Genomic DNA, 22,882 nt, shown 5'->3' on the forward strand with positions numbered 1-22,882 from the left:
TGAACCTAAATTTGTCCTAAGGATGTCAATAAAATTAGCTGTCGGAATAATTATTCCTCAATTGCCATTTGGCAATTGAGGAAACTTATAAATGTCCTAATTTTGTATAGCGTATGCATGAAAATAGAATCGCTATGACTCCAGAAAAATTATTAAGACAGATTGACTTTATCAAGGAAATTGATAAACTGAAATACATTCAACGAAAGACTAAGCTTTTCAATAGTGACCGGTATGAGAATGATGCGGAACATAGTTGGCATTTAGCTTTAATGGCTATGATCTTATTTGAACATGCTGACGAATCCGTGGATATACTGAAAGTTATTAAGATGGTACTGATCCATGATATTGTCGAAATTGACGCAGGTGACACCTTTATCTACGACACACAAAAAGCGCATAGCAATACGGAAGAGGAGCGTTTGGCTGCCAATAGAATATTTGGCCTTTTACCGGGATCTCAAGCAGAAGAACTCATTGCAATATGGGAAGAGTTTGAAGCCGGAGAAACCCAAGATGCGAAGTTTGCAAGGGCAATGGATCGCTTCGAACCACTGTTACAGAATAGCTCCAACAATGGCGGTACCTGGAATGAACCTGGTGTGAACTATGATAAGGTATATGCAAAAAAGAGTGTCATCAAAGCGGGGTCCAATGTGTTATGGGAGTATGCCGAAGGTTTAATTGATGATGGAGTTAAAAAGGGTATTTTAAAGAAGGACTGACTTGATTCTGAAGAGAGAATGTACTTTGTATGATAAAGTACATTCTCTCAAAATTGAACGTATTTATATTGTCGCTAATTTTATCAAATCACTTTGTGATGAATCAAAAGCAGGCTGTGTCAAGTGGCATTGATGGGGAGAAAATATTTTGGCCATGTCCTATTTCTCCGTTTTTTTAACCTGTAAATCAAAAGTATTGGTATATCCCAAAATTTCGCCCGTAGCGATATGCATGGCGAGATAACTAAGCGGGTAAGTAAAATTATCAAAATTGCTTTCCATTCGACGACTTAATGCTGAAAGTGTACTTTCGATCTCTTGAAAATTGACAGCATGACGGATAAAGGTGTCCTTATTCCCATCTCTATAATAAACGAGTAGTTTTGTTGCATTGAGTGTTTTTTTATCAATATTATCCAATGATTTTCCTTCTAACAATTTATCAATAGCCCTATTCATGTCAGGTCTGGTAAAATCACTTTCAGCCATAATGACAAGTTGATAACCATAATTCACAGATAGAATAAAATAAGGCGAATAGCCTAGTTTCTTGAAATTATTCATGTCAGATTCCTGGTAATTTGAAAAGTAATCAACTTGGTCAGTATCTAATGTTAATCTTCTCACCAATGTGTGCCGGAAAGTACTATAAGGCTTTTGAATCGTTGTTGAATCACCGTGTTTGACAAAATTGAGCGCTTTTTCGATATCCTTATTTAATGGAATATATAATTGTATCTCCGCATAATCGGAAAAATCTCTTGAATCCATTTCTATCGATCCTGGGAGATCTGTGTTTTTGAATAAATTGGCATATTTCAATATGTTTATATAGGACGGTAAAAAATGGCCAATTTCCTCCTTGGCTGAATTCGCCATGATATAAATAGGAAAGTTTTTTGCTTTAGACTGGATGTTTTCTATGTGTAAGCCCTTTGTTGTGTCTTTAAGGCTCCAAAGGCTGCCTAAAAAGAGCTGCTGATCCACTGTTTCATCAACAAAGTGTTCTTTGATCACAAAACTGACTGATTTGCGTTCAAAAAGTGAGTCCTTGGGTGTGGGAACAATAACCTTCGTTGTGTCTATGGTCGTGGGCGGCTCTATTTCTGGTTTAATAATAGGATCTTTTGTGCAACTTGAGATTAATCCCAGTCCAAATGCGAATAAAAGTAGTGTCCAATTTTTCAGAAGCATTTTTTAATTTGTTGGTTATATAAACAAATATGCCTATAAAATGTGTGAATATTTTTAATGATTTAAAAATTACCCATTTGTGTTTAATTTTTTAGCCAAAATTAGTTCGTGATCTAACATAAACTCTTTGGAAGAGCTGTTCGCATTTTCTTTTTATTTAAACGAATATTAAATCAATCTAGACGAATTGTAAATATGCAGTGATTATAATTAAGGTATTAGATACATTTGATTTGCGATTAGATAAGCATTGAAAAAATCTAAAAACAAATAGGATGGATGCAGCACAACTTAGCAAATTTGAGCACGACAGCACAATTATCGAAAAGTATGTAAAAAGTTCCGCATTTGGAAAGAATAAAACCGTTTATGTACCATTGGTGATCGGTATAGGTTCGTTCTGTTTTCTGGCATTGGCAATTTTTGGAGGATTGATCGAAACGATTGGTATCGGTGTTATTACTGTATTATCTGCGATTGTTATTGTCTGTTTTATTTTGGTCGCGGTCATTAATCGTTCGGCGCATAAAAAGCTTGCTCAATAAACACAGACGGCACCTGTCTGCATTGCAAAGAAGATTTATGGCAATGATGTACAAAATATTTACTATTGTATTTATAGTACTGGTGAAAAAAGGCATGAAAGTTCATTCATTGACGCGATAACAGAGAAAATTGTTGCCATTCCAACAAATACCGATGATAAAATAGAAAAAGAGATTCTTGATTTCTTTCGACAAGATTTTATAAAACCCGGGGAATTCGCCAAGAAACTGCCGCTAACGTTTACGGATGGTGTCGAGGTTTGGAGACGCCAATTTGCCCTAGGCACATTACCAAAAAATGCACAGCGACAGATTGAAGAGAATGGTGGGGAATTTTGCGTGGTGGCAATCAGTGCCGAAACTCCACGTATACTAACGGAACAGTTTTCATAATAAGCCATTTAAATCAATATACTAACTAAGCCACATTTTGTCTAATGTGGCTTTTTTGTTGCTGCAAAATTTATCATTCATCGAACAAGAAACGAATTAGCTCACCGATAACTTTTATGAAGGACACTTCCCGAAAGTATCATAGCCGAGCGTATAATATAAGATATCCATCGGATTTTGTTGTAAAAGAATGCTTTAAGTAAAAGACTTTTAGGTGTTAAAGGGGAAAAAGAGATCGTTTACCGACCTATACCTGCCTTTCACCGAAAATAACTGGAAAGAAATGCACGGTTTTTGGAAATTAGACACTAGTAATCTAGTCTCTATTTGGTATGGTACATCTTTTTAATGCATTGATTATTTTGTTATTCCTGTCAACTGTAGCGCTTTTTTCAAATTTGGAGAAAAAGAAAAATAACGAAGGTTTTCCGGCTGTTTCGAATATTTATCGCACGGATTCGGTACCTACAGTTGATCTGAAGTATTTGGGCGATTTTACGGCCAATAAACAATAAAATAACAACACGCTGAGATACCTTTCGATAATTCTCGTGCCTAAAGACAGTGGGGAAGAACCTCAAATTTTAATCAGAATATGATGAATTTAGTGATAGATAATACAATGAAAAGAGTTGAAATATTTAAAACAAATGTCTGCAAATACAAAGATGCAAAACAAATCATTACGACGTTTCTGGGGCTGTTCGCCACGTATAAAATTAACTTTGATCTTGATGACGAAGAAAATATTTTAAGAATTGAGTCTACTTATTCGGATATTGATGTCCATCACATTATGAAACTGATGTTTGACTGGGGATACGAATGTGAGCGGATAGCATAATGCTTACATGGCTGAAAGGACTCACATAGTACCCGTGGGAAATACTAAAAATTGTTTTTTTTATTGATTTTTACACTTACTTTCGAGGTTATTATGGGTTATCGCTACAGCATATCCTTTCAATCAGGATCTGCTTTGTGAAATCAGGTATGTTTTTAATATAGCATTCGAATATGAAGCGTATAATTTTTGTTCTTTTAACCATACTCATTTGCCATTATGGTGCTGTTGGACAGGCCGAACGCCGTGATTTGACCATCGGTAAATCAATTGTCCTCCATTCTCATATTTTAAATGAAGACCGTAAAATCAATATTTATCTTCCGAATAATTATGTCGAAAATGATACATTGACCTATCCGGTCGTCTATGTCCTCGACGGTGGTATGGATGAAGACTTTTTTCATATCGTCGGGATTGTTCGTTTTGATACACAACCTTGGATAGCACGTTTTCCGAACAGTATTGTGGTAGGTATTGAGGGCAATACCCGAAGACGTGATTTTACATTCGCAGTTCCCAATATTGATTTTTTAGAGAAAGAAGGATTTCAAAAAGCCAGCTTTCCTGCATTCGGTGGATCGCAAAAGTATATCACATTCCTTAAAGATGAATTGCTGCCTTATATCGGTAAACACTATAAAACAAAAGCGGAAAGAACAGTAATCGGGGAGTCTTTGGCTGGACTTTTCTCAGCAGAACTCTTACTCAAACAACCTGATCTTTTTGATAATTACATTATCATTAGTCCCAGTTTATGGTGGGGGCAACAGGAATTGTTGAAAAATTCCGAGAAGCTGTTGGATGCTAACCTGAGAAAAAAGGTGCGGGTTTATCTTGGGGTTCCCAACAAAGAAGAAGATCTTAAAATGTATCAGGATGCCGAAGCATTTTATAATATCCTACGCAAGCATAAAAAGACGGCTATTATTTTTGACTATATGGCCGAAGAATTGCATTCAACCGTTATTCATCAGGCAGTTTACAATGCATTTAGGCAATTATATTCCAAAACAGCTTATTCGAAATAATCGTGTACAATTTGCGTTGAACTCTTTTGTGTGACGCATATCACGCGTTAATTGACTGCGCAATTGTTTGGACGATTTATACTTTATTTTGCTGATAAGCGCGATTGTTGAATAAACTCTTTTGGTGTTAAATTAAACGCTTTTATAAAGGCTTTCGTAAAATAGGATGCTGAACTAAATCCAACCAGGAACGCCACTTCATTGATGCGGTAATCTGATTCAATCAGTAATGTACAAGCGCGCTTTAGTCTGTAATTTCTTACATAGTCGCCAGGAGAGGTCCCGCTGATCGCTTTTAATTTTCGTTGAAAATTAGAACGGCTGATCTTAAAGATATCCACCAGCGACTCTACATTAAACTGTTCGTCCGATAGATGTTTTTCGATTTCAGCATTGAGCTGTGTTAAGAATACCTCATCGTGGGCATTTGTGGCCAAAGAAGAATAAGATGATAATGGTGAAGCATGGAAATTCTCCAATAGATATTTCCGGTTTTGTAGTAAGCTGCTGATTTGTGCTTTTAGAAAGGTCATCGAAAAAGGCTTTTCTATAAATACGTCGGCCCCGGATAGTAAGCCTTCAACTTTTGTTGCATTTTGTATTTTGGCAGATAGTAGAATAACAGGAATATGCGAATAATTAATGTCATTTTTTAAACGCTTTACAAATGTAATTCCGTCAATCTCTGGCATCATGATATCGGAGATCACAAGATGATAAACTTTATTGTCTAACATGGTCAGGGCCTTTGACGCACTATCAGCAATATCAATATGATACGATACGGCTAACGAATGGCTAATAAAAGCCGTAATGTCCGGATTATCGTCGACCACCAGGATCTGAGTGAGATTGTATTCCTGCTTGACAGGGGATATGGGCAGTTCCTCCATGTTTAAATTAGCAACTTTCGGGCTTAGCTGAACATTGTTGATCTTAATGATAAATCGGGTACCTCGGGGATGCATATCTTCAATTTTTATCTCTGCGCCCAGCCGATTTGTCAGATGTTTGACCAAGGACAGCCCGATGCCAGTTCCACTGCGGTCTTTATTTGTGCTCAGCTGATAAAAGGGATCAAATACAAGCTTTTTAAAGTCATCCGGTATTCCCGGACCATCATCCGAGACCGTAATCGTGAAAGAATTGTCTGCGTTTTTTTCCAGACCGATCGAGATATAGGAATAAGTGAATTTCGTCGCATTGGTAAGTAGGTTACTTACAATTTTCATGACAGCATCCAAATCGGTTTCGATAATCAGGTCATGATCCTGAGGAATTGATAAATCAAAGCGAACTTTGTTGCGGTGGATTGATTTTCTGAATCTATCGTAAAGATCTTCTACCAAATTTCGCAAATTGACAGGCTCCAGACTTAGCGGCTGTCCGTTTTTGTCCATTTTGCGAAAGTCAAGTAGCTGATTGATCAGTACGGTAAGACGCTCACAATTTTTCTCTATGATACGGAGATTATGCATGGTTTCTTTATCTGCATTTTCGTACAGGAGTATTTCTTCCAGGGGTGCCGTAATTAAGCTCAAAGGTGTACGAATCTCGTGCGCGATATTTGTGAAGAAATCAATTTTTGATCGGAAGGATTTTTGTTCCTGTTCAGACTGGAAAGCCATTAAATGACGAGCTTGTTTACGCTTGTTCGCCATAATATAATACCGTAAACAGACATAGCACAGTGCAATGAATAGGATCGCATAGGTTATTTTTGCAGGAATGGAGCGCCACAACGGTGGTAATATTTCAATTTGTACCACTGTGCCTTTTTCATTCCATAAACCATCATTATTAGATGCTTTTACGTGAAAAACATACGTTCCTGGCGAAAGGTTAACATAACTCACACTTTTCGTATTATCGGCTAAAGCCCACTCTCCATCAGCCCCCTCCAGCTTATAGGCATATTGATTCTTGGAAGGTGACGCAAAACTCAAGCTCACAAAGGAGATATTGAATGAAGAAAATTGGTGGGTTAGTACGATCTTTTCATTCTTGTTCAATTGAATCTGAATGTCTTTTTCTAAGTTAGGATTATGCTTGTTCAGTAATTGTATCTGCGTAATGAAAACATTTGGTACAGTTTGATTTTTAACAGCGCTAATTTCATCGGGATAGAAACTTGTAAATCCGTTGATCCCACCAAAATAAAACCGCCCATCTTTGGCTTTGAAAGATGCTTTGAAATTAAACTGGTTGGTTGAGAATCCATTCTCTGTTGTATAGAGTTTGTAATTTTGGGGATTGTCCGGGTGAAAACAGATAATGCCTTTGTTGCTGCTGAGCCAAAGGTTACCCAAGGCGTCATCGAGTATGCCGTAAATCACATTGTTGGGCAATCCTTGGGCTTGCCCGATATTTCGAAAGCGATCCTTCGCCTTATCATAAATAAATATTCCTTTTCCTTCACTCGAAAATAATAACCGATGTTGGCTATCAACATAAATACTGGTTAGTTTGCTGGACGAAATGGGATCATTTGGCCGGATCGAGCTATAATGAATCCAGGCCTGCTTGCGTAGGTCAAATTTTATGGGGCCTGATTGGTACGAGGCGAGCCAGATATTACCTTCATCATCTTCTTTGATGTCATAGATAAACTGGGTGACTTCAGGGATACGGACAAATTTCTTTTTTTGCTGATCATAGCGACTGAGTCCGGCGGGAGTTCCTATCAGAAGATCCCCGTTTTTTGTTTTAAACAACGAAAAGATACAATCATCGTTAATTGTTTCCGGGTTGTTGGCATCATGTCTGAAATTTTGACGTTGACCAGTTGCTAGATTGTAACGATCGAGTCCACGGGAAAAAGTCCCGATCCAAAGATGATCGCCATCCAAAAGCAGGGCATGGGTATTATGGTAAGAAGCTTTTATCGGTTGCGAAATTTGTTTCTTTTTTTTGTCATAGTAGTTGATGCCACCATCTTCCGTTGCGATCCAAAGGTTGCCCTTGGTATCTTCACAAAACTGACTGACAGCTTTTCCGGACAGAAATCCGGGAAGAATATCCGGGAAAAAAGTCTCTACGGAAAGTAATGCTGTATTGAGATAATTAATTCCACCAAAGTAGGTGCCGATCCAAATGGCATTTTCGCGATCCCTCGCAATGGAGTAGACATTCTGGTCACTTAGACCATGTTTGTAATAGGGTACGTCTAATCTTTCGGATGCCCCCGTTTCGATGTGAAACAGGAAGAGCCCGTCATCTGAACCAACGAGAAGCTGGTTTTCGCGAAATTCTTGCAGGGCACGGATATGCGTGACATAAGGATGTCTGGTATTGTTAAGAAAGCGACTGAATTCGTTGGACTGTTTGTTATAACGAATCAAGCCTTGTGACCAGGTACCTAACCATAGGTCTCCTTTAGGGTCTTCCCACATCGAAAGAATTTCAAATTGAGAATCTCCAACTTCGCTGAATAGCGGGGCGACGATGTCAAAATGTGCCTGTTGGTTGTTGAAACGAAGGAGTCCGAGACGTGTGGCTGCCCAAATAACGCCAGAACGATCCTGTAGAATGGCCCAGGCTGCATTTTGCCCCAATGTGGCTCCATTCAGTTGTATCTGCGCAACTTTATTTGTACTTGGATTATATTTCCAGATGCCTTGCGACATTGTTGCAATCCAAAGACTTCCTTGTCGGTCGACATGAAGGGCATTGATCGCTGAGTTAAACGTTCCTTTGCCGCTTATGCTAAGCTCAATCTTTTGAAAGGATGCTGTAATCTTGTCCATAATATACAAACCGTCATCGGTTCCGATATACAAGTGACTCGGCGATTTCTCAGCGATACTTCGGACAAAATTATTCCCCAGTGACTGTTTTTTTTCTGGTTGGTAATGGTAATTTTTGAAACTATTTCCATCGTATCGATTCAATCCATCTTTTGTCCCGAACCACATAAATCCTTGCCGGTCCTGGACAATGCAATAGATCGTATTTTCAGAAAGACCGTCTTCCACTTGCAACTTTCTAAAATGAAAATTTGAATAACGTTGTGCCTGGCACGTGACCGAGCAGGCCAGATACAAAAAAACAATGCCAAAAATGAGCGCCCCTTTCATATCAACTAAAATAAAACTAATAAATGATTCTGTCGATACGGCTGATAAGCGATAAATGGTAATTGTCGGTTAAAAGATGTACAAATTGGTCAAAAAGAAGGAATGACTTATTTTTACCATTTTTTGGGTCATATCTGCTATTTTTTTTCTGTAACGCCTGTTACATTTGAAATAGGTTTAAAGATAGAATCCGGCCATGGATTCTTGTCTTTGCCCAATTATAAATAACCAGTTTTATACGCTAATAAATCAAATTATGAAGGGAAAATTTTTCATTCTTTTCTTGTGCCTGCTGTCCTTTGCGGTAAAGTCACAAACGAGTAGCCTTCAAGGGAGGGTATCGAGTGAAGCGGGTCGGCCATTGCCGGGTGTAACCGTTACCATAAAAGCATCAGGAACGGCAAAGACGACGGACGAAAATGGCCGGTATACAATTGCTGCCGGCAGTGGGCAGGAGCTGATCTTCTCTTTGATCGGTTTTCATTCCAAAACAATTTTATTTAACGGTGCGGCGACCTTAGATGTCACACTTCAGGAAGACAATAAAGACCTGGAAGAAGTCGTTGTGATTGGGTATCAGACGATCAAAAAATCTGACCTGACGGGTGCTGTTTCGGTCTTTAATCCAAAGGAGATGAAAAATACCACGGTAACAGGGACTGTAGGGGATGCCTTGGCGACTTTACCCGGGCTCAGTGTGCGCACGGCAGGCAATCCGGGGACAGAAGGTAAGGTTGAGATCCGTGGTACCGGGACATTTGGGTCAAGCACTCCTTTATATGTCGTTGACGGGGTTGTATCGGGAGCAAACCGGGATTTTAATTTCAATGATATTGAGAGTATCCAGGTGCTGAAAGATGCCTCCGCAGCCGCGATATATGGTTCCAGGGCTGGGAATGGTGTTATCATCATAACAACCAAACAGGGGAAAGAGGGGCAGATGAAAATCGAACTTTCCTCCCGGGCCACTGCACAATGGCTGCCACGTTACAACTTAGCCGACCGAAATCTATGGCTGAGCTTGAATGATCTGGCATTTAGCAATGGCAATAGGCAATCGGCCAACCATTTCGAGGGCAATACCGATTGGCAGGAAGAGGTATTCAAAACAGGATGGCTGCAGGATCAACAGATAGCTTTCTCAGGTGGAAGTAAAGAAAGCCGTTATTATATTTCGGGTAATTATCAGTCCAATACGGGTACCACGATCGGAACATCCAGTAAACGTTTTACGCTACGTTCCAATATGTCTACTTCACGCAACTTTGGAGAGCATGTCAAATTAAGTATCGGAGAAAATATTGTGCTGAGTAATTTTAATGTGCATGAACTCAATACCAATCCCATTGTCGATGTTTATCGTATGCTGCCAACCATTCCAATCTACGATGAGAATAACACCGCCAAAGGAGGATATGGTATTGGCGATGGGAATCGGGATGTTACTTTTGGAACCAATCCTTTCGCCAAAGAAGATTTTGAGCAAACGGAAAATGGTAACCTGCGGACCAGAGGAAATGTATTTACCGAATTGGAACTGTTCAAGTCATTCAAATACCGTTTTAATTTTGGCTTTGACCTGAGCAATGATCGCCACATGTATCTCCGAAAGGAAGGTTTCTGGACTTACAACCAGCCTTATGATCCATCCTCCTTAAATAAAAACCAGGCACAGTACCGGGGGTTGGTGTATGACAATACCTTAGAATATGCGAAGAAGTTTGATAAGCATGACGTTTCAGCCGTTGCAGGTATCAGTTACCAAACGTCCAACTATGAACAACTTTGGGGAACCAAAAATAATGTCCTTATGTCAGGTAAGAATTACTTTACCAACCTGGATGCTGCCCTGGACAATCCCAAGACTGGAAATTATCAAGATCTCGAAAAGTTATTTTCCGTCTTTGGCCGGGTTAATTATACTTATGATGATAAGTATCTATTCAGTTTTACCATGCGCCGCGACGAATCATCCAAGTTTAATCCGGATTATCGAGTGGGCTATTTTCCATCTGTCTCTGGAGGCTGGCGTATCAGTAAGGAAGGTTTCTTTCAAGTGCCTTGGATCAATGATTTAAAGCTGCGCGCCAACTACGGTGTTTTGGGGACTTCCAATATCGGCGTTTGGGACTGGGTTTCTTTCATCAATGTTTTTCCGCAGGCAGCTTTTGGTATTGATCAGACGGTCCAAAACGGGATGACCCAGGTCAAACTGGCCAATGCCGATCTCAAATGGGAGAAGGTCGCGCAGTTGAATGCCGGATTTGATGCCCAGTTATTCTCCCATAAGCTCAATCTATCCGTGGATTATTTTATCAAAGAAACCAAAGATGTATTGACACCGATGCAGATCTTGATGGCAACAGGTAACAACGGCGGAAATCCTTACGTGAATGCTGCCTCACTGCGCAATACAGGTGTCGAACTTGCAACGCAATGGCGTGATAATATTGGTGAGTTCGGTTATCAGATCGGCGTCAATGCATCCTATATCAAGAATAAGATTCTCAAATTAGGATATGACAAAAAGGAGTTTACACAATGGGACACAAAATCCAAAGTTGGTAGCTCCATTGGTAATTGGTACCTGATCAAAACGGATGGTCTTTTCCGTTCAGATGAAGAAGTACAGGCGTATAAAAATAGCCAAGGGCAATTGATTCAGCCGAATGCCAAACCGGGCGATGTAAAATATATAGACTTTAACGATGATGGACAGATCACGGATGCCGATCGGCAGTATCTGGGACGGAGTATACCATTATATCAACTGGGGATGAATCTAGGCCTAGAGTACAAAGGCTTCGATTTGCAGGTGCAATTCACAGGTGCATTTGGCTTCAAATCCTTTAATGGGCCACGAAGTGCGTATGACCGTTTTGACGACAATTCAAACTACCGCGCCGATTATGATCCTTGGACTCCAGAAAATCCCAATGCCAAAGACCCGCGTCCCATTTATGCGGATTCCCGAAATGTTCGCGGCGATCAGGACCGTTGGTTAGAGAATGGAAATTATGTTAAGATCAGACAGCTCGCATTGGGGTATAATCTGCCGCGTACGCTGCTAGGAAAAACCTTGAATCAGGTACGGTTTTATGTCAACGCACAGAACCTGATCACCTTTACCTCCTATCGTGGACTGGATCCCGAGTTTTTGAATGGCAATATTTGGGATCGAAGCTATGATGGCGGCGCATTTCCCAATGCCAAAGGTTTCACTTTTGGCGCCCAAATTACTTTTTAACCTAATCGTTGAACGCAATGAAAAAGCTACTATATATTTTATTGGCAGCGGGCCTGATGCAAGCCTGCAAAGTGGATGTGGAAAATCCCAATACCATTACTGTAAAAACCTATTGGAAAACCGAAGAGGATGCGGTACGTGGGGTCAACGCAGTGTACAATATGTTCTATAAACCAGGTACCTTTAGCCGCTGGATGTGGTTTCGTTTGGATCTAACCTCAGATGAAGGATTTAGCCAAAGTCCTTGGGCCGAACTCAAAGAATGGACACAGTTTCGGTACAATAACTATAATTTCTGGGAAGGAAATGGCTGGACCTATCGCGATTGCTACGAGGCTATTTTCCGAGCAAATCAAGTGTTGCATTATACCCCGGATATTACATTTGCCAATCCAGCTGATCAGGGACCGATCCTCGGGCAAGCGTATTTCTTGCGGGGGTTATATTACTACTACCTTGCGCTATTATGGGGTGGTACCAATCCCAGTCTTCCAATTGTATTGGAACCTTCAACTCCGGGAATTCAACCGGAGGGACATACTGAAGCGGAAGTTTATGCGCAGGCAATCGCCGACTTTAGTAAAGCCGAAAGCTTACTGCCCGAAGCATGGGGCGGTTCTGAAAAAGGAAGGGCAACCAAGGGCGCGGCACTTGCTTTTCGGGCAAAATCATATATGCAGCTGCACCAATGGAATGAAGCAAAGGCAGATTTGGCCTGGCTGGTAATAGGGGCTGGAAAGGGCTATTATAATTTGACGGGCAATTATTTTGATAATTTCGATAAAGCGAAAGAGAATAATGAGGAATCTGTTTTTGAGATCCAATATTCAGACGCCAATCCCTCTCCTGCGGGCGATGGCGATTTAGACGTTGGTCCCAATTTAGGCTTGAACCGTGGACAATTTTTTGCCCCTCCCGGCATTGGGTGGACAGATGGAGAACTTCGTCCCTGGTTAGTTGATGCATTTAAGAAAGAGAAAAATATAGCCAATGAATTTGATATACGTTTGCGGTATACGGCATTTTATAATGGTATGCAGAACGATTTTCCAAATAATAACAAAATCTATCGATTGACAAGTGATGCCGCCCAGTGGAGCAATTGGCCTGGACGTGTCTTTTTTAGAAAATATGGGTCAGATTATTTCCGTGATTTTGATGACTATTACAACCCAACAAATGTGCGGATAATTCGTTTTTCCGATGTATTGTTAATGTATGCAGAATGTATTGCGGCCTCAAATGGTTCACTGACGGAGGCCGTCGCGCTTGTTGATCGTGTCCGTGAACGGGTAAATATGCCAAAATTAGCCTTGAATTATCCTGGCGCAACTACCGATAAAAACGCATTTCTGAAAAGATTGCAGATCGAAAGGGTATTGGAACTGGCTACAGAAGGACATCGCTGGGCAGATCTAAAACGTTGGGGGATGGTAGACTCACAAGAAGGACTTGCCGAATTGAAACAAAGGGATGCCGACTTTAATAATTTTATCTTAGGGAAACATCGTTCACTACCGATTCCCTCAGATGAGGTTAACAATAATCCAAATGTAAAGCAAAACCCAAATTATTAATGGCTTGGCCATATAAACTTTATAGGAAATGAAAAAACTAATTTATATCTGTTTACTGTTGCTATTTTCACTTTATAGCTTCAGCTGCTCAAAATCTGAAAAGAGTGATTTTGTATTCGAGCCAGCCGTGCCACTGGGTGATCCATTTATTCTTTTATATGAAGGTACCTATTACGCTTACGGTACAAATGCCGAAAACGGTATCGAGGTATATACTTCGGATGATCTTCGTTATTGGAGTAAATCAAATGCGCTGGCACTGAAAGGTGAGGATTCTTGGGGTGGACGTTGGTTTTGGGCGCCCGAAATCTACTATATCAAGGATAAAAAGAAGTTCTATATGTATTACAGCGCCAATGAACATATTTGTGTCGCGACGTCAGATTCACCTTTGGGACCATTTGTTCAAGAGCCAAAAACACCAATGCTAGCAAGTGAAAAGGCAATTGACAATAGTCTATTTATCGACAATGATGGTACAGCCTATCTCTATTTTGTCCGTTTTAACAATGGATCCGCAGTTTGGTCGGCGCAACTCGATGCTGACCTAAAAACGATTAACAGCAGCAGCCTGAAGCAGCACCTTGTGGTATCACAGGAGTGGGAAAAAGTGTGGGGGCTGGTTAATGAAGGTCCATTTGTCATTAAACATAATAACTTGTATTACATGACCTATTCGGCGAATAGTTATGAAAGTCAGCGCTACGGTATTGGTCTGGCGACGGCAAGTTCCCCCACGGGGCCATGGACAAAATATGCCGGCAACCCAATTCTGCAGCTGCCTGCGGATTTGGTCGGTGTGGGCCATAATGCACTTTTTCTGGATAAGGAAAAGAAACTCAAAATCGTTTTCCACGCGCATCATAGCAAAGATAGTATTCATCCACGGGCGATGTATATTGCAGATGTTACCTGGACAACGGATGCGGTTCCCCTCATGAAGATATCCGCCGAAATTATCCGACCGACAATAAAAAGAAAATAAACCAGCAAAATATATATAGCCAGAAATGGGTACTCAAAAACAATTATTCGAATGAAAAAACACTTTTTAATTTCCTTATTACTTGCAGCAAACTCGTTTGCCTTGAGCGCGCAGGAGATGAGCCAAGCGATCCTGTTAAAGTCGCCCGGCAATCCGGCCCAGCGCTTTGAACTACTCGACAAAGGTGGGCAGACATTGGAGTCCACGGCGACCCTGCCTGTGGATGTGACGCAGACTGTCGTCAAAAATGAGGGGAAAACTATTGTTAAGATAGTTTTGACCGCCAAAGAACCTGTGTACTTTAATTTTGAAAAGACATTTAAAATTAAAAAATATACACATGCCGAAAGCGAGTTTCTGATGCCAGGTTTTTGGTATCATAAAAATATGCGTTCACCGCAGGAGGCGCCTTCATTTAAAACCAGCGATAGCTGGCAGGTGCGGGAAGATCGGCTTAGCACACCTTTGACTGGTGTTTTCAACGCGGCTTCCAATACGTATTATACCGTTATCAGATTAGATAAAATAAATCAAGATGCCTTGACCACACACTCAAGTGGGGAGGTCATTTTAAGTGGCAAGACTGATCTTGGATTTACCGGATTTAAAAATGCGGATGGTGCCTCCGCTCTGGTCTTTGGCTTTCCTTATCACGAAGCCCCCAAGACTTATCTCCGAAAATTGACACTGGCTCCCGAGGTCGTTGCCTTTGAAAAACTTGAAAAGGGTGAAACAAGACAGCTTTCTTGGGAGATCAGTGAAGGTCAGGCCGATAATTATGGTGATTTTGTGTCCAAAGTGTGGAACTACTCGTACGACAGACAGCAGCCATCGACACTTCCGACAGCTTATACTCCGGAACAAGCCAAAGGTATTTTGGCAAACTTCTTTAAGAACAGTTATGTAGGGGACAAAGAACTAAAATACTATTCTGGTGTACATATGCGGACAGATGACTGCAACAATACCGGATCGGCGGAAGTGGGATTTGTGGGACGGGTATTGCTCAATGCATACAATGCGCTTGAATTTGGAGAAATTCATGGACAGACTCAATTGGTCAGTAATGCTAAGGCAATATTTGACAGCTACCTACAGCATGGATTTACCGATAACGGATTTTTCAGAGAGTTCGTTGATTTTACACACAACAGTGAAACAAAAGAGTTTAGTATTCGGAGACAGTCCGAGGGGATCTTCGCGATGCTAAATTATCTCAGCTACGAAAAGAAAAGGGGGAGAAAGCACCCTGAATGGGAACAGCGCATTAAAAAATTACTTGGCAACTTTTCTCAACTCCAACAGGCGGATGGGAGCTTTCCCCGTAAATTTGATGATCAGCTTCTGGTGAAGGACGGCAGCGGCGGTAGTACACCTTCAGCGACAGTGCCACTCGTTATGGCTTCCGTCTATTTTAAACAGGGGGAATACCTTCAACTGGCACAAAAATCCGCAAAATATTTAGAACAGGAGATCATTTCTAAATCGGATTACTTTTCGTCCACCTTGGATGCGAATTGTGAAGATAAGGAAGCATCTTTATATGCTTCTACAGCAATGTATTACTTGACGCAGGTAAGTAAAGGAAAAGAGCGGCAACATTATTTGGAGCAGTGCAAGAAAGCAGCTTACTTTTGTCTCACTTGGTACTATACTTGGGACGTGCCTTTTGCCGCCGGACAAATGCTGGGCGATGTTGGTTTTAAATCCCGAGGCTGGGGAAATGTCTCCGTAGAGAATAATCATGTGGATGTTTTCATCTTTGAATTCGCCACTGTTCTTGATTGGCTAGCCACTGAAACCAAGGAGCAAAGACTCGCGGCTTTTTCAAGTGTGATTAAGAGCTCTATGTTTCAGCTGATGCCAGTTAAAGATCATCTTTTCAATATCGCTAAAATAGGTTATTATCCCGAAGTCGTACAGCATACAAATTGGGATTATGGCAAAAATGGAAAAGGATTTTACAATGATATTTTTGCTCCCGGTTGGACCGTTGCTTCCCTCTGGGAGCTGTTGAGCCCATCTAGAACGGAAGAATTTCTGGCAACAGCGCGGAAATAGTATGTGTTTTTTATCTTGGCGCCACATCGGTAAGTGTGGTGCCAATTTTTATTGTGCATTTAACTAAGTTAATAGATTATTGTTATTTGAAATGTATTGACAAGTACCCTGTCAATTATTCCATTCTTCTCTTAATATTGACATGATTAATTTATCATGGAATTTATTATCTCTATAGCATGCCTGGCGCATCTTTCCTTCCAATTTGAAACCTGTGTTTGTATACGCTTTGACTGCAGCATAATTGGGCTCAGAAACAGTAAGCATAATGCGGTTGAGATTCAGTTCTTTAAATCCAATGTCAACAATCAGTTTCGTTACCTGTGAGCCTGCACCTTTCCCCCATTGATTACGGTCTCCTATAAAAATGAAATATTCACCAAGTTTGTTTGACAGCGAGATATTGCAGATTCCAGCATAGCCAATAAGTGTGTTTGAATTACCGAGATAAATACCCCTATTATAATTTTTCGAATCGTTGACGACTGAGGTAAACCATTTATCGATAGCCTCTTTTGTATTTAAAGATTGAAACAAAGAAAGCGAGTATTTAATAGCCACTGGATCGTTTAGCCACCTATAAAATGGCGTAACATAATGGATTGATAGGGGTTTCAGAAATATCGATATGTCCATCTATTTGATACTCTTTATTGCGTTAATAATTAGCTATTTAATTTCTTAATATCATTTTTTTAATGTAAAAGGAATTTCGATTTTTTACAATAGAAATTAGTATCCATATGTTTAAAAATAATAAAATATTTTAATTCTTCTCAAAATTGATTGAATTGTGGCGATTAGCTGTTTTGTACGGTATTCACTTTCTGTAGTTTCCACATATATAGAATGATAAGGGTCAGTAAAATTGAAAAGATAAAGTACCGCCACGCCAACCCGTTTTGCGTTGTTACTTTCCCGATTATTGCAATAATAAAGTTGGATAGCGATGTTACAATATATACCATTCCACCCATTAAACCGCCAGCAGTACCGGCATGTTTTGGGAAAAACAACATACTATTGGTAAAAAAGCTTGTAAATAAAACACCTGAAATCGTATGAATTAAAAATGCAAAACCTACCATGATATATAAATTCTGTTGAAACATACCGACAGCCATTAAAGCAATAATAAAGGATGCCTGCAATAGGGCAGGAACGATCACTCGGGGAACAAACCCAAGATTCATGCGTTTTTTTGTGATAAACCCACCGATCATCCAGGAAAAACCAAGTAGCAATGTGCAATAACCAATCGTCACGGATGAAAAATGAAAAGTATTTTCGATAATAAAAGGTCCTGCCATATTGAACAGCATTACCATGGAATAACTAAATCCAAGTATCAAAATCCCTAATATAAAGAGTTTGTTTTGCAACATCATTTTATAAAGGTTCAGGTTGTCTCTTAGGTTGATCTTTTTCTTTTGGGCAATACTTTCTCCACTATAAAGGATTTCAAATAACAATAAGCCACAGGCGTAAAAAGCAAGAAAATAGAAGTTGGCTTGCCAATTAAATATTTTTTCCAGATAGCCTCCTAGAAAGGGGGCTAGTATCGGGCCGCAGGACCAAACAATTGTAAAATAACTTAGGTAATTCTTCAATCGCTCACCGGTATACAAATCGACGAAAAGTGCACGTGTGGCGACCACCAGAATAGATATGGCCATGCCTTGGACAACCCTTAACAGGCAGATAAATACAGTATTGTCTGTCTGTGCGATCAATAGATTACTTAATATCAACAGCGTTAAGGCCAGAAGCTTGGGACGATACCGGCCGATACTGTCAAGTATGTTACCTATAAATAACTGGGAGATGCCATAACTCAATAGGTAGCTGGTCAATGTCAATTGAACATCCCGTTCGTGAACATGTAAACTTTTAGCCATTGCCGGAAACGAAGGCAGATAGATATCCGTTACAAATCCGGAAAGGGGCATGGATATAAACGCCATGAACGTGACTAGCTTGATGCGTTGCGCAGGTGCTTCTCTCAACATTATTCTGTTCTTTTTTGTTAAACAAAACTAGAGACTTTTTTGATACCTCTGGTACTACCTGACAAAGTAAAAATTACGAAAATCAAATATTATTTGTTTTTCTGTCGAAATTTAAGGGGGGATGTTCCTGCATTTTTCTTAAAGAAATTGTTGAAATGAGTTGGTTCTTCAAACCCCAGCGTATAACCGATCTCAGCGACATTCCAATCGGTGTAGATTAAAAGGTTTTTTGCTTCTTCAAAAGTTTTTCTTTTAATAATCTGTGTAGTGGTCAGGTTGGTGACCGATTTGACAGAAGCATTAAGATGGTTGACATGTACATTTAGTCGTTGGGCAAAATCAGCAGCTGTACGTAGTGCTAGTGGATATCCCGGGGAGTCCAGCGGAAACTGCTTATGCAGCAGTTCGTCAAATAGACGATACATACGTAGGCTGCCGGATTGGTCCTGGGGAGCGACATCTTCTACTCGCCATTCCAGCGCGAGGTGAAGAACGGCAGCCAAATTGCTCTTGATCGCACTGCAGCGTAAAGGATAACCGGAGTTATTCAGACGAAACATATTGTCAAAAAAACTTGTAAGTAGACTTAACTGTTCCGCGTCCAAAAAAACAATAGGCTTACTCCATTCCTTGAATAGTGATGTTTTTTTAAAAGGTTCAAATGTTTGACTACCAGTAAAGAACTCCTGATTGAATAAACAAAAATACCCTTCTTGCTCATTTGTATCACAGATCCAGCTATAGGGTATATTCAATGCCGGTAAAAAAAGTGCAGGACGATCGATATATAGTTCGTGTTGGCCGTACTTGAACCAACCCTTACCCAAGATTAGACTGATTTTATAAAAATCACGTCTATTGTAAGGCGTCTTAAAATCACAGTATTTGCGCGGGGAAATATTGAAATGTGATTTGCCGAGCTCTACATCCAATGCCGTACCATCGCTCGAATGTAGATGGCTCAATCGCTTATAGTAATCTTGTATGGTTTCTAATGTTTCACTCATGATTTTTAAAGTTACAAAAATCAAATGTATTCACAGCTTTCTATCAACCCGTCAACTTAATTTCGTGTTTAAGACTAAGAAGGAAGAGGTCTGTAATGTAAAATAGCGGGATTCGGATTGGAATAGCTGAAATATATCAGTAGAAGATTGGGGCTCAAGCAAAGAAAAAGCGGAGTTACCAAACGTTGGGCACTCCGCTTTTGTCAAAAAAATTAATAAGATTAGTTCAGCGGCTTGATCATAATCTGATCCACGATTTTTCCTTGCTGATCCAAGATTTTAAATGTTCCATTTTCATTGGTTAGATCCACCCGAAGTACATTGTTGTTTGAGTTAACAATAATGGGGAAATGGATGCTGTTTGTCGCATGCTGAATGATATGTTTATGTAGGTGGCCAGATAACATGATTTGTGCGCCGGCCTTATTTAAGATGGGAACAAATTTTTTGAGAATTTCCTGTTCGCCATGCCAACCTCCGAAAGGCGGCATATGACAGATGATGATCTTGTATTTGGCATCTTTGAATGAAGGATCTTCAACCGCTTGGGCTAGCCAGGCGGCCTGTTCTGTTCTATACTTGTCCATTTCCACAATACCACTGTATTCGATATCCGTATCGGGTTTGTCTTCGCCACAGTCGAGTACGATGAAACCTGTATTGCCATGCCGGAATTGATAATAAAGTTTGCCTGTCGGTGTAGGGAAATATTTTGGATACTCAGTCGCGAACGGACCACGGGTTTCGTGATTTCCTCGTGAATAGAACATCGGTTTTTCACTCGCAAACCTTTTAATCGCCGTATCCATAAACCCATCATATAGCTGTTTCTCACTCAAGAGATTATTTACCATATCCCCATTGAAAACGACAAAATCGCTTGTTTTTAAATCGCCTATATCCAGTAGTCTATCCAGAACCTCATTACGCTCATGAATATCGTTGACAACGGTAAAATGAGTAGATGCTGTATTGCCAAGCGTTTGAAATGACAGTGGTGCTTGCCGATAGACATTGCTGGCCACAACTTTTCCATATTGCACATTGACACCTTCATGTTTCAATACTTGTTGACTGTATACACGGTATCGGTATCGTGTTCCTAGTTTCAGGTTGTTCAATGTCACCTGATGTAGTGTGCCGACTTTCTTAAAACCGTATGCTGATGCAAAGTATTTGGTTCTTTCCTTAAAATAAAAGTGGCTCGAATCATCCGGCGCCAATTCTACCCATCCCGTTGCAGGCTGATCTGTTGTCCAAACAATGGATACCGAATGTTCGGTCAATCCCTGGATAAAAGGGAGATGGGTTATTTTGATGTCCTCTTGTCCAATAGCCAAGACGCTATTGAATAGAAATAATACGAGAATGAGATGCAATTGTTTCATGTTAGTAACCAGGGTTTTGGATGAGTAAATTGTTCTTTTTTAATTCATCACGTAGAATAGGTAAAAAATAGGCTTTATCCATCCAGTTGTATTTTTCAAAATCAATGTGCTTAATGCTCGGCGTGCTGGATGTGCTGTGGTCAGGATTCATTTTGTAAACAATATCAGCCACCTTCGTTGTTCTATTATAAATTTGAGGCCCTAGCAACCAACGACGGACATCATAGAATCGATGTTCTTCAAAAGCCAGCTCTATTCTTCTTTCATTTCTATATCTTTCTTTTAGTGCGGCGCCCGAGTCGGTAATGGCTGGCATTCCTGCTCTTTTACGGATCATATTTAAGTAGGTTCGGGCTTCATCCTCCAGTCCCAATTCAATACAGGCTTCGGAATAATTCAAAAGGACTTCCGCATAGCGCATAAAACGCCAGGTGACTGCTTGTTTATCATATTGTGCATTGACTGCTGGATCGATGTATTTTCGTAAATAATAACCTGTATAAGCACCATTCCAATCTTCGATCGTGCTTTTTCGCGTATCAACACCGTAGACAAGGTCTACTTTACCAGTGGAAGCATTCCAACGTTCCCACCTTCCTGTCTGCACTTTATTTTCCGGATCCAGTCCTTTTGCGTCATCTGGTCTTTGCCGCCAGGATGCACCGTTATATAGTACCGTAGCGGTAAATCTAGGATCTCTATTGCTGTAGGGATTTGCTGCCATAGCTGGGTCAGACCAGTCAAATTTTTTACCTTCTAGTGTTTCAAAATCATCAACAAAGTCACCTAGCGGAGCATTTGTACCCCAGCCATGGTAACCATTGGGTGAGGAGTATAACCCTACACGTTGTCCCATCGGAACCGTAAAATACTTAATGAAAATATCCTCTTCGGTGTTTTTACTAAGGAAGATTTCAGTTAGGTTTTGGGAGATGTTATCCGTTACAGCAGGTGTCGCTTTATATAACTTATATTTGTTCAGATCAATGACGGCTTTGGCTGCCTCTTTTGCTGCCTGCCATCTTGCTGTGCGATTTCCATCAGTATAACGTATCAATTCAGGTTTTTCAAATCCCGGAAATATGTCTTTATTATAAAGATCGCTCGCAGCGTAGAGTAGGATCCTAGCCTTTAGTGTGAGTGCTGCGCCCTTAGTTGCGCGACCCAGATTTGCTCCAGTATGATCAAGTGGCAATAATGTGGCAGCTTTGTCGAGTTCATCCGCCATAAATTTGACGCAATCCGCGTACGAACTCCGTTCTTTTTGGAATTCATCAGTCAGTGTATAAGGATCGATTATTAGGGGCACGCCACCGTATGTACTTGTCAATAAATGATAATAATAGGCCCGCATGAAATGCATTTCACCTGTCATTCGATCTTTCAGCATTTTTCCATCGGTTAGATTAGCGGAAAATGGAACTTGATCAACTTTAGAAAAAAAGAGATTGCAAAACCGAATGCTTTTATAAAGATCAGCCCAAGATCTATAGCGCGATACCCCCCAACCTAGGAGATCGTCTGGAGATTGTATGCTACGGTTAAAATTTAGAGAAGCCGCATTCCCACGATAATGTCCTTCGTCGACCAGATTGGCTTTGAATCGGCCATCCGTTAATGGTTCGTCCAATCTGAAATATAATTGATTGATAAATGTCTCTACCAATGCAGGATCGGTCCAAACCGCGTTTTCGGAAAACTCCGTTGAAGGGTCTGTATTTAAAAAGTCCTTTTGACAAGACCCAAATGTCAAAGTCGCTAGTAATATGAATAAATTGAATTGTCTTTTCATGGCTA

17 protein-coding genes are annotated in these 22,882 nt (G+C 40.3%); 10 read left to right on the forward strand and 7 right to left on the reverse strand.

The features are described 5' to 3' along the window. Positions 1 to 134 precede the first annotated feature (134 nt). Together B4A24_RS22950 and B4A24_RS23955 are read left to right on the forward strand one after the other, a co-directional pair. Positions 135 to 728 (forward strand): HD domain-containing protein, encoded by a 594-nt coding sequence (locus B4A24_RS22950; RefSeq protein WP_293947281.1) that lies wholly within the window; start codon positions 135 to 137, stop codon positions 726 to 728. 25 nt (positions 729 to 753) lie between these two features. Then, positions 754 to 861 (forward strand): hypothetical protein, encoded by a 108-nt coding sequence (locus tag B4A24_RS23955; protein WP_409456464.1) that lies wholly within the window; start codon positions 754 to 756, stop codon positions 859 to 861. Positions 862 to 887: 26 nt separating this feature from the next. Here the strand turns inward: B4A24_RS23955 and B4A24_RS22955 are convergent, their stop codons facing one another. Further along, positions 888 to 1,922 carry a hypothetical protein gene (locus B4A24_RS22955; protein ID WP_293947282.1) on the reverse strand — a complete coding sequence of 345 codons (1,035 nt, stop codon included), beginning with the start codon at positions 1,920 to 1,922 and terminating at the stop codon, positions 888 to 890. Between the two features lie 275 nt (positions 1,923 to 2,197). Between B4A24_RS22955 and B4A24_RS22960 the strand changes: the two genes are divergently transcribed. The 4 genes from B4A24_RS22960 (at position 2,198) to B4A24_RS22975 (ending at position 4,735) form a co-directional block, all read left to right on the forward strand. Further along, positions 2,198 to 2,467 (forward strand): hypothetical protein, encoded by a 270-nt coding sequence (locus B4A24_RS22960; RefSeq protein ID WP_293947283.1) that lies wholly within the window; start codon positions 2,198 to 2,200, stop codon positions 2,465 to 2,467. Between the two features lie 725 nt (positions 2,468 to 3,192). Beyond that, positions 3,193 to 3,375 carry a hypothetical protein gene (locus tag B4A24_RS22965; RefSeq protein WP_293947284.1) on the forward strand — a complete coding sequence of 61 codons (183 nt, stop codon included), beginning with the start codon at positions 3,193 to 3,195 and terminating at the stop codon, positions 3,373 to 3,375. 107 nt (positions 3,376 to 3,482) lie between these two features. Next, positions 3,483 to 3,704: a methyltransferase type 11 gene (locus tag B4A24_RS22970; RefSeq protein ID WP_293947285.1), complete on the forward strand. Its 222-nt coding sequence runs from the start codon at positions 3,483 to 3,485 to the stop codon at positions 3,702 to 3,704. Between the two features lie 173 nt (positions 3,705 to 3,877). Then, the gene (locus B4A24_RS22975) at positions 3,878 to 4,735 is read left to right on the forward strand and encodes an alpha/beta hydrolase (protein ID WP_293947286.1); all 858 of its coding nucleotides are present in this window, start codon (positions 3,878 to 3,880) and stop codon (positions 4,733 to 4,735) included. Positions 4,736 to 4,818: 83 nt separating this feature from the next. Here the strand turns inward: B4A24_RS22975 and B4A24_RS22980 are convergent, their stop codons facing one another. Then, positions 4,819 to 8,811, reverse strand: a complete 3,993-nt coding sequence (locus B4A24_RS22980) for a hybrid sensor histidine kinase/response regulator transcription factor (RefSeq protein ID WP_293947288.1) — start codon at positions 8,809 to 8,811, stop codon at positions 4,819 to 4,821. A gap of 256 nt (positions 8,812 to 9,067) precedes the next feature. Between B4A24_RS22980 and B4A24_RS22985 the strand changes: the two genes are divergently transcribed. Genes B4A24_RS22985 through B4A24_RS23000 form a run of 4 tightly spaced genes read left to right on the forward strand, consistent with a single transcriptional unit; the run spans position 9,068 to position 16,681 of the window. After that, complete coding sequence (locus tag B4A24_RS22985; RefSeq protein WP_293947289.1) at positions 9,068 to 12,058, forward strand: SusC/RagA family TonB-linked outer membrane protein; 2,991 nt, start codon at positions 9,068 to 9,070, stop codon at positions 12,056 to 12,058. A 17-nt stretch (positions 12,059 to 12,075) separates the two neighbouring features. Then, the gene (locus tag B4A24_RS22990; protein ID WP_293947290.1) at positions 12,076 to 13,635 is read left to right on the forward strand and encodes a RagB/SusD family nutrient uptake outer membrane protein; all 1,560 of its coding nucleotides are present in this window, start codon (positions 12,076 to 12,078) and stop codon (positions 13,633 to 13,635) included. A 28-nt stretch (positions 13,636 to 13,663) separates the two neighbouring features. Then, the gene (locus B4A24_RS22995) at positions 13,664 to 14,620 is read left to right on the forward strand and encodes a glycoside hydrolase family 43 protein (protein ID WP_293947291.1); all 957 of its coding nucleotides are present in this window, start codon (positions 13,664 to 13,666) and stop codon (positions 14,618 to 14,620) included. Positions 14,621 to 14,671: 51 nt separating this feature from the next. After that, entirely contained in the window at positions 14,672 to 16,681 is a 2,010-nt protein-coding gene (locus B4A24_RS23000; RefSeq protein WP_293947293.1) for a hypothetical protein, read from the forward strand. A 111-nt stretch (positions 16,682 to 16,792) separates the two neighbouring features. Here the strand turns inward: B4A24_RS23000 and B4A24_RS23005 are convergent, their stop codons facing one another. From B4A24_RS23005 to B4A24_RS23025, 5 genes are all read right to left on the reverse strand, one after another. Further along, positions 16,793 to 17,317: a GNAT family N-acetyltransferase gene (locus B4A24_RS23005; RefSeq protein ID WP_293947294.1), complete on the reverse strand. Its 525-nt coding sequence runs from the start codon at positions 17,315 to 17,317 to the stop codon at positions 16,793 to 16,795. 164 nt (positions 17,318 to 17,481) lie between these two features. Beyond that, positions 17,482 to 18,690, reverse strand: coding sequence for an MFS transporter (locus B4A24_RS23010; protein WP_293947295.1), 1,209 nt, complete (start codon positions 18,688 to 18,690; stop codon positions 17,482 to 17,484). 89 nt (positions 18,691 to 18,779) lie between these two features. Further along, positions 18,780 to 19,697: a helix-turn-helix domain-containing protein gene (locus B4A24_RS23015; RefSeq protein ID WP_293947296.1), complete on the reverse strand. Its 918-nt coding sequence runs from the start codon at positions 19,695 to 19,697 to the stop codon at positions 18,780 to 18,782. Positions 19,698 to 19,918: 221 nt separating this feature from the next. Further along, positions 19,919 to 21,085 carry an FN3 domain-containing metallophosphoesterase family protein gene (locus tag B4A24_RS23020; protein WP_293947297.1) on the reverse strand — a complete coding sequence of 389 codons (1,167 nt, stop codon included), beginning with the start codon at positions 21,083 to 21,085 and terminating at the stop codon, positions 19,919 to 19,921. A gap of 1 nt (position 21,086) precedes the next feature. Then, complete coding sequence (locus tag B4A24_RS23025; RefSeq protein WP_293947298.1) at positions 21,087 to 22,877, reverse strand: RagB/SusD family nutrient uptake outer membrane protein; 1,791 nt, start codon at positions 22,875 to 22,877, stop codon at positions 21,087 to 21,089. Between the last annotated feature and the right edge of the window lie 5 nt (positions 22,878 to 22,882).

Source organism: Sphingobacterium sp. UBA7249 (genome assembly GCF_002472835.1).
Taxonomy (GTDB): Bacteria; Bacteroidota; Bacteroidia; order Sphingobacteriales; family Sphingobacteriaceae; genus Sphingobacterium; species Sphingobacterium prati.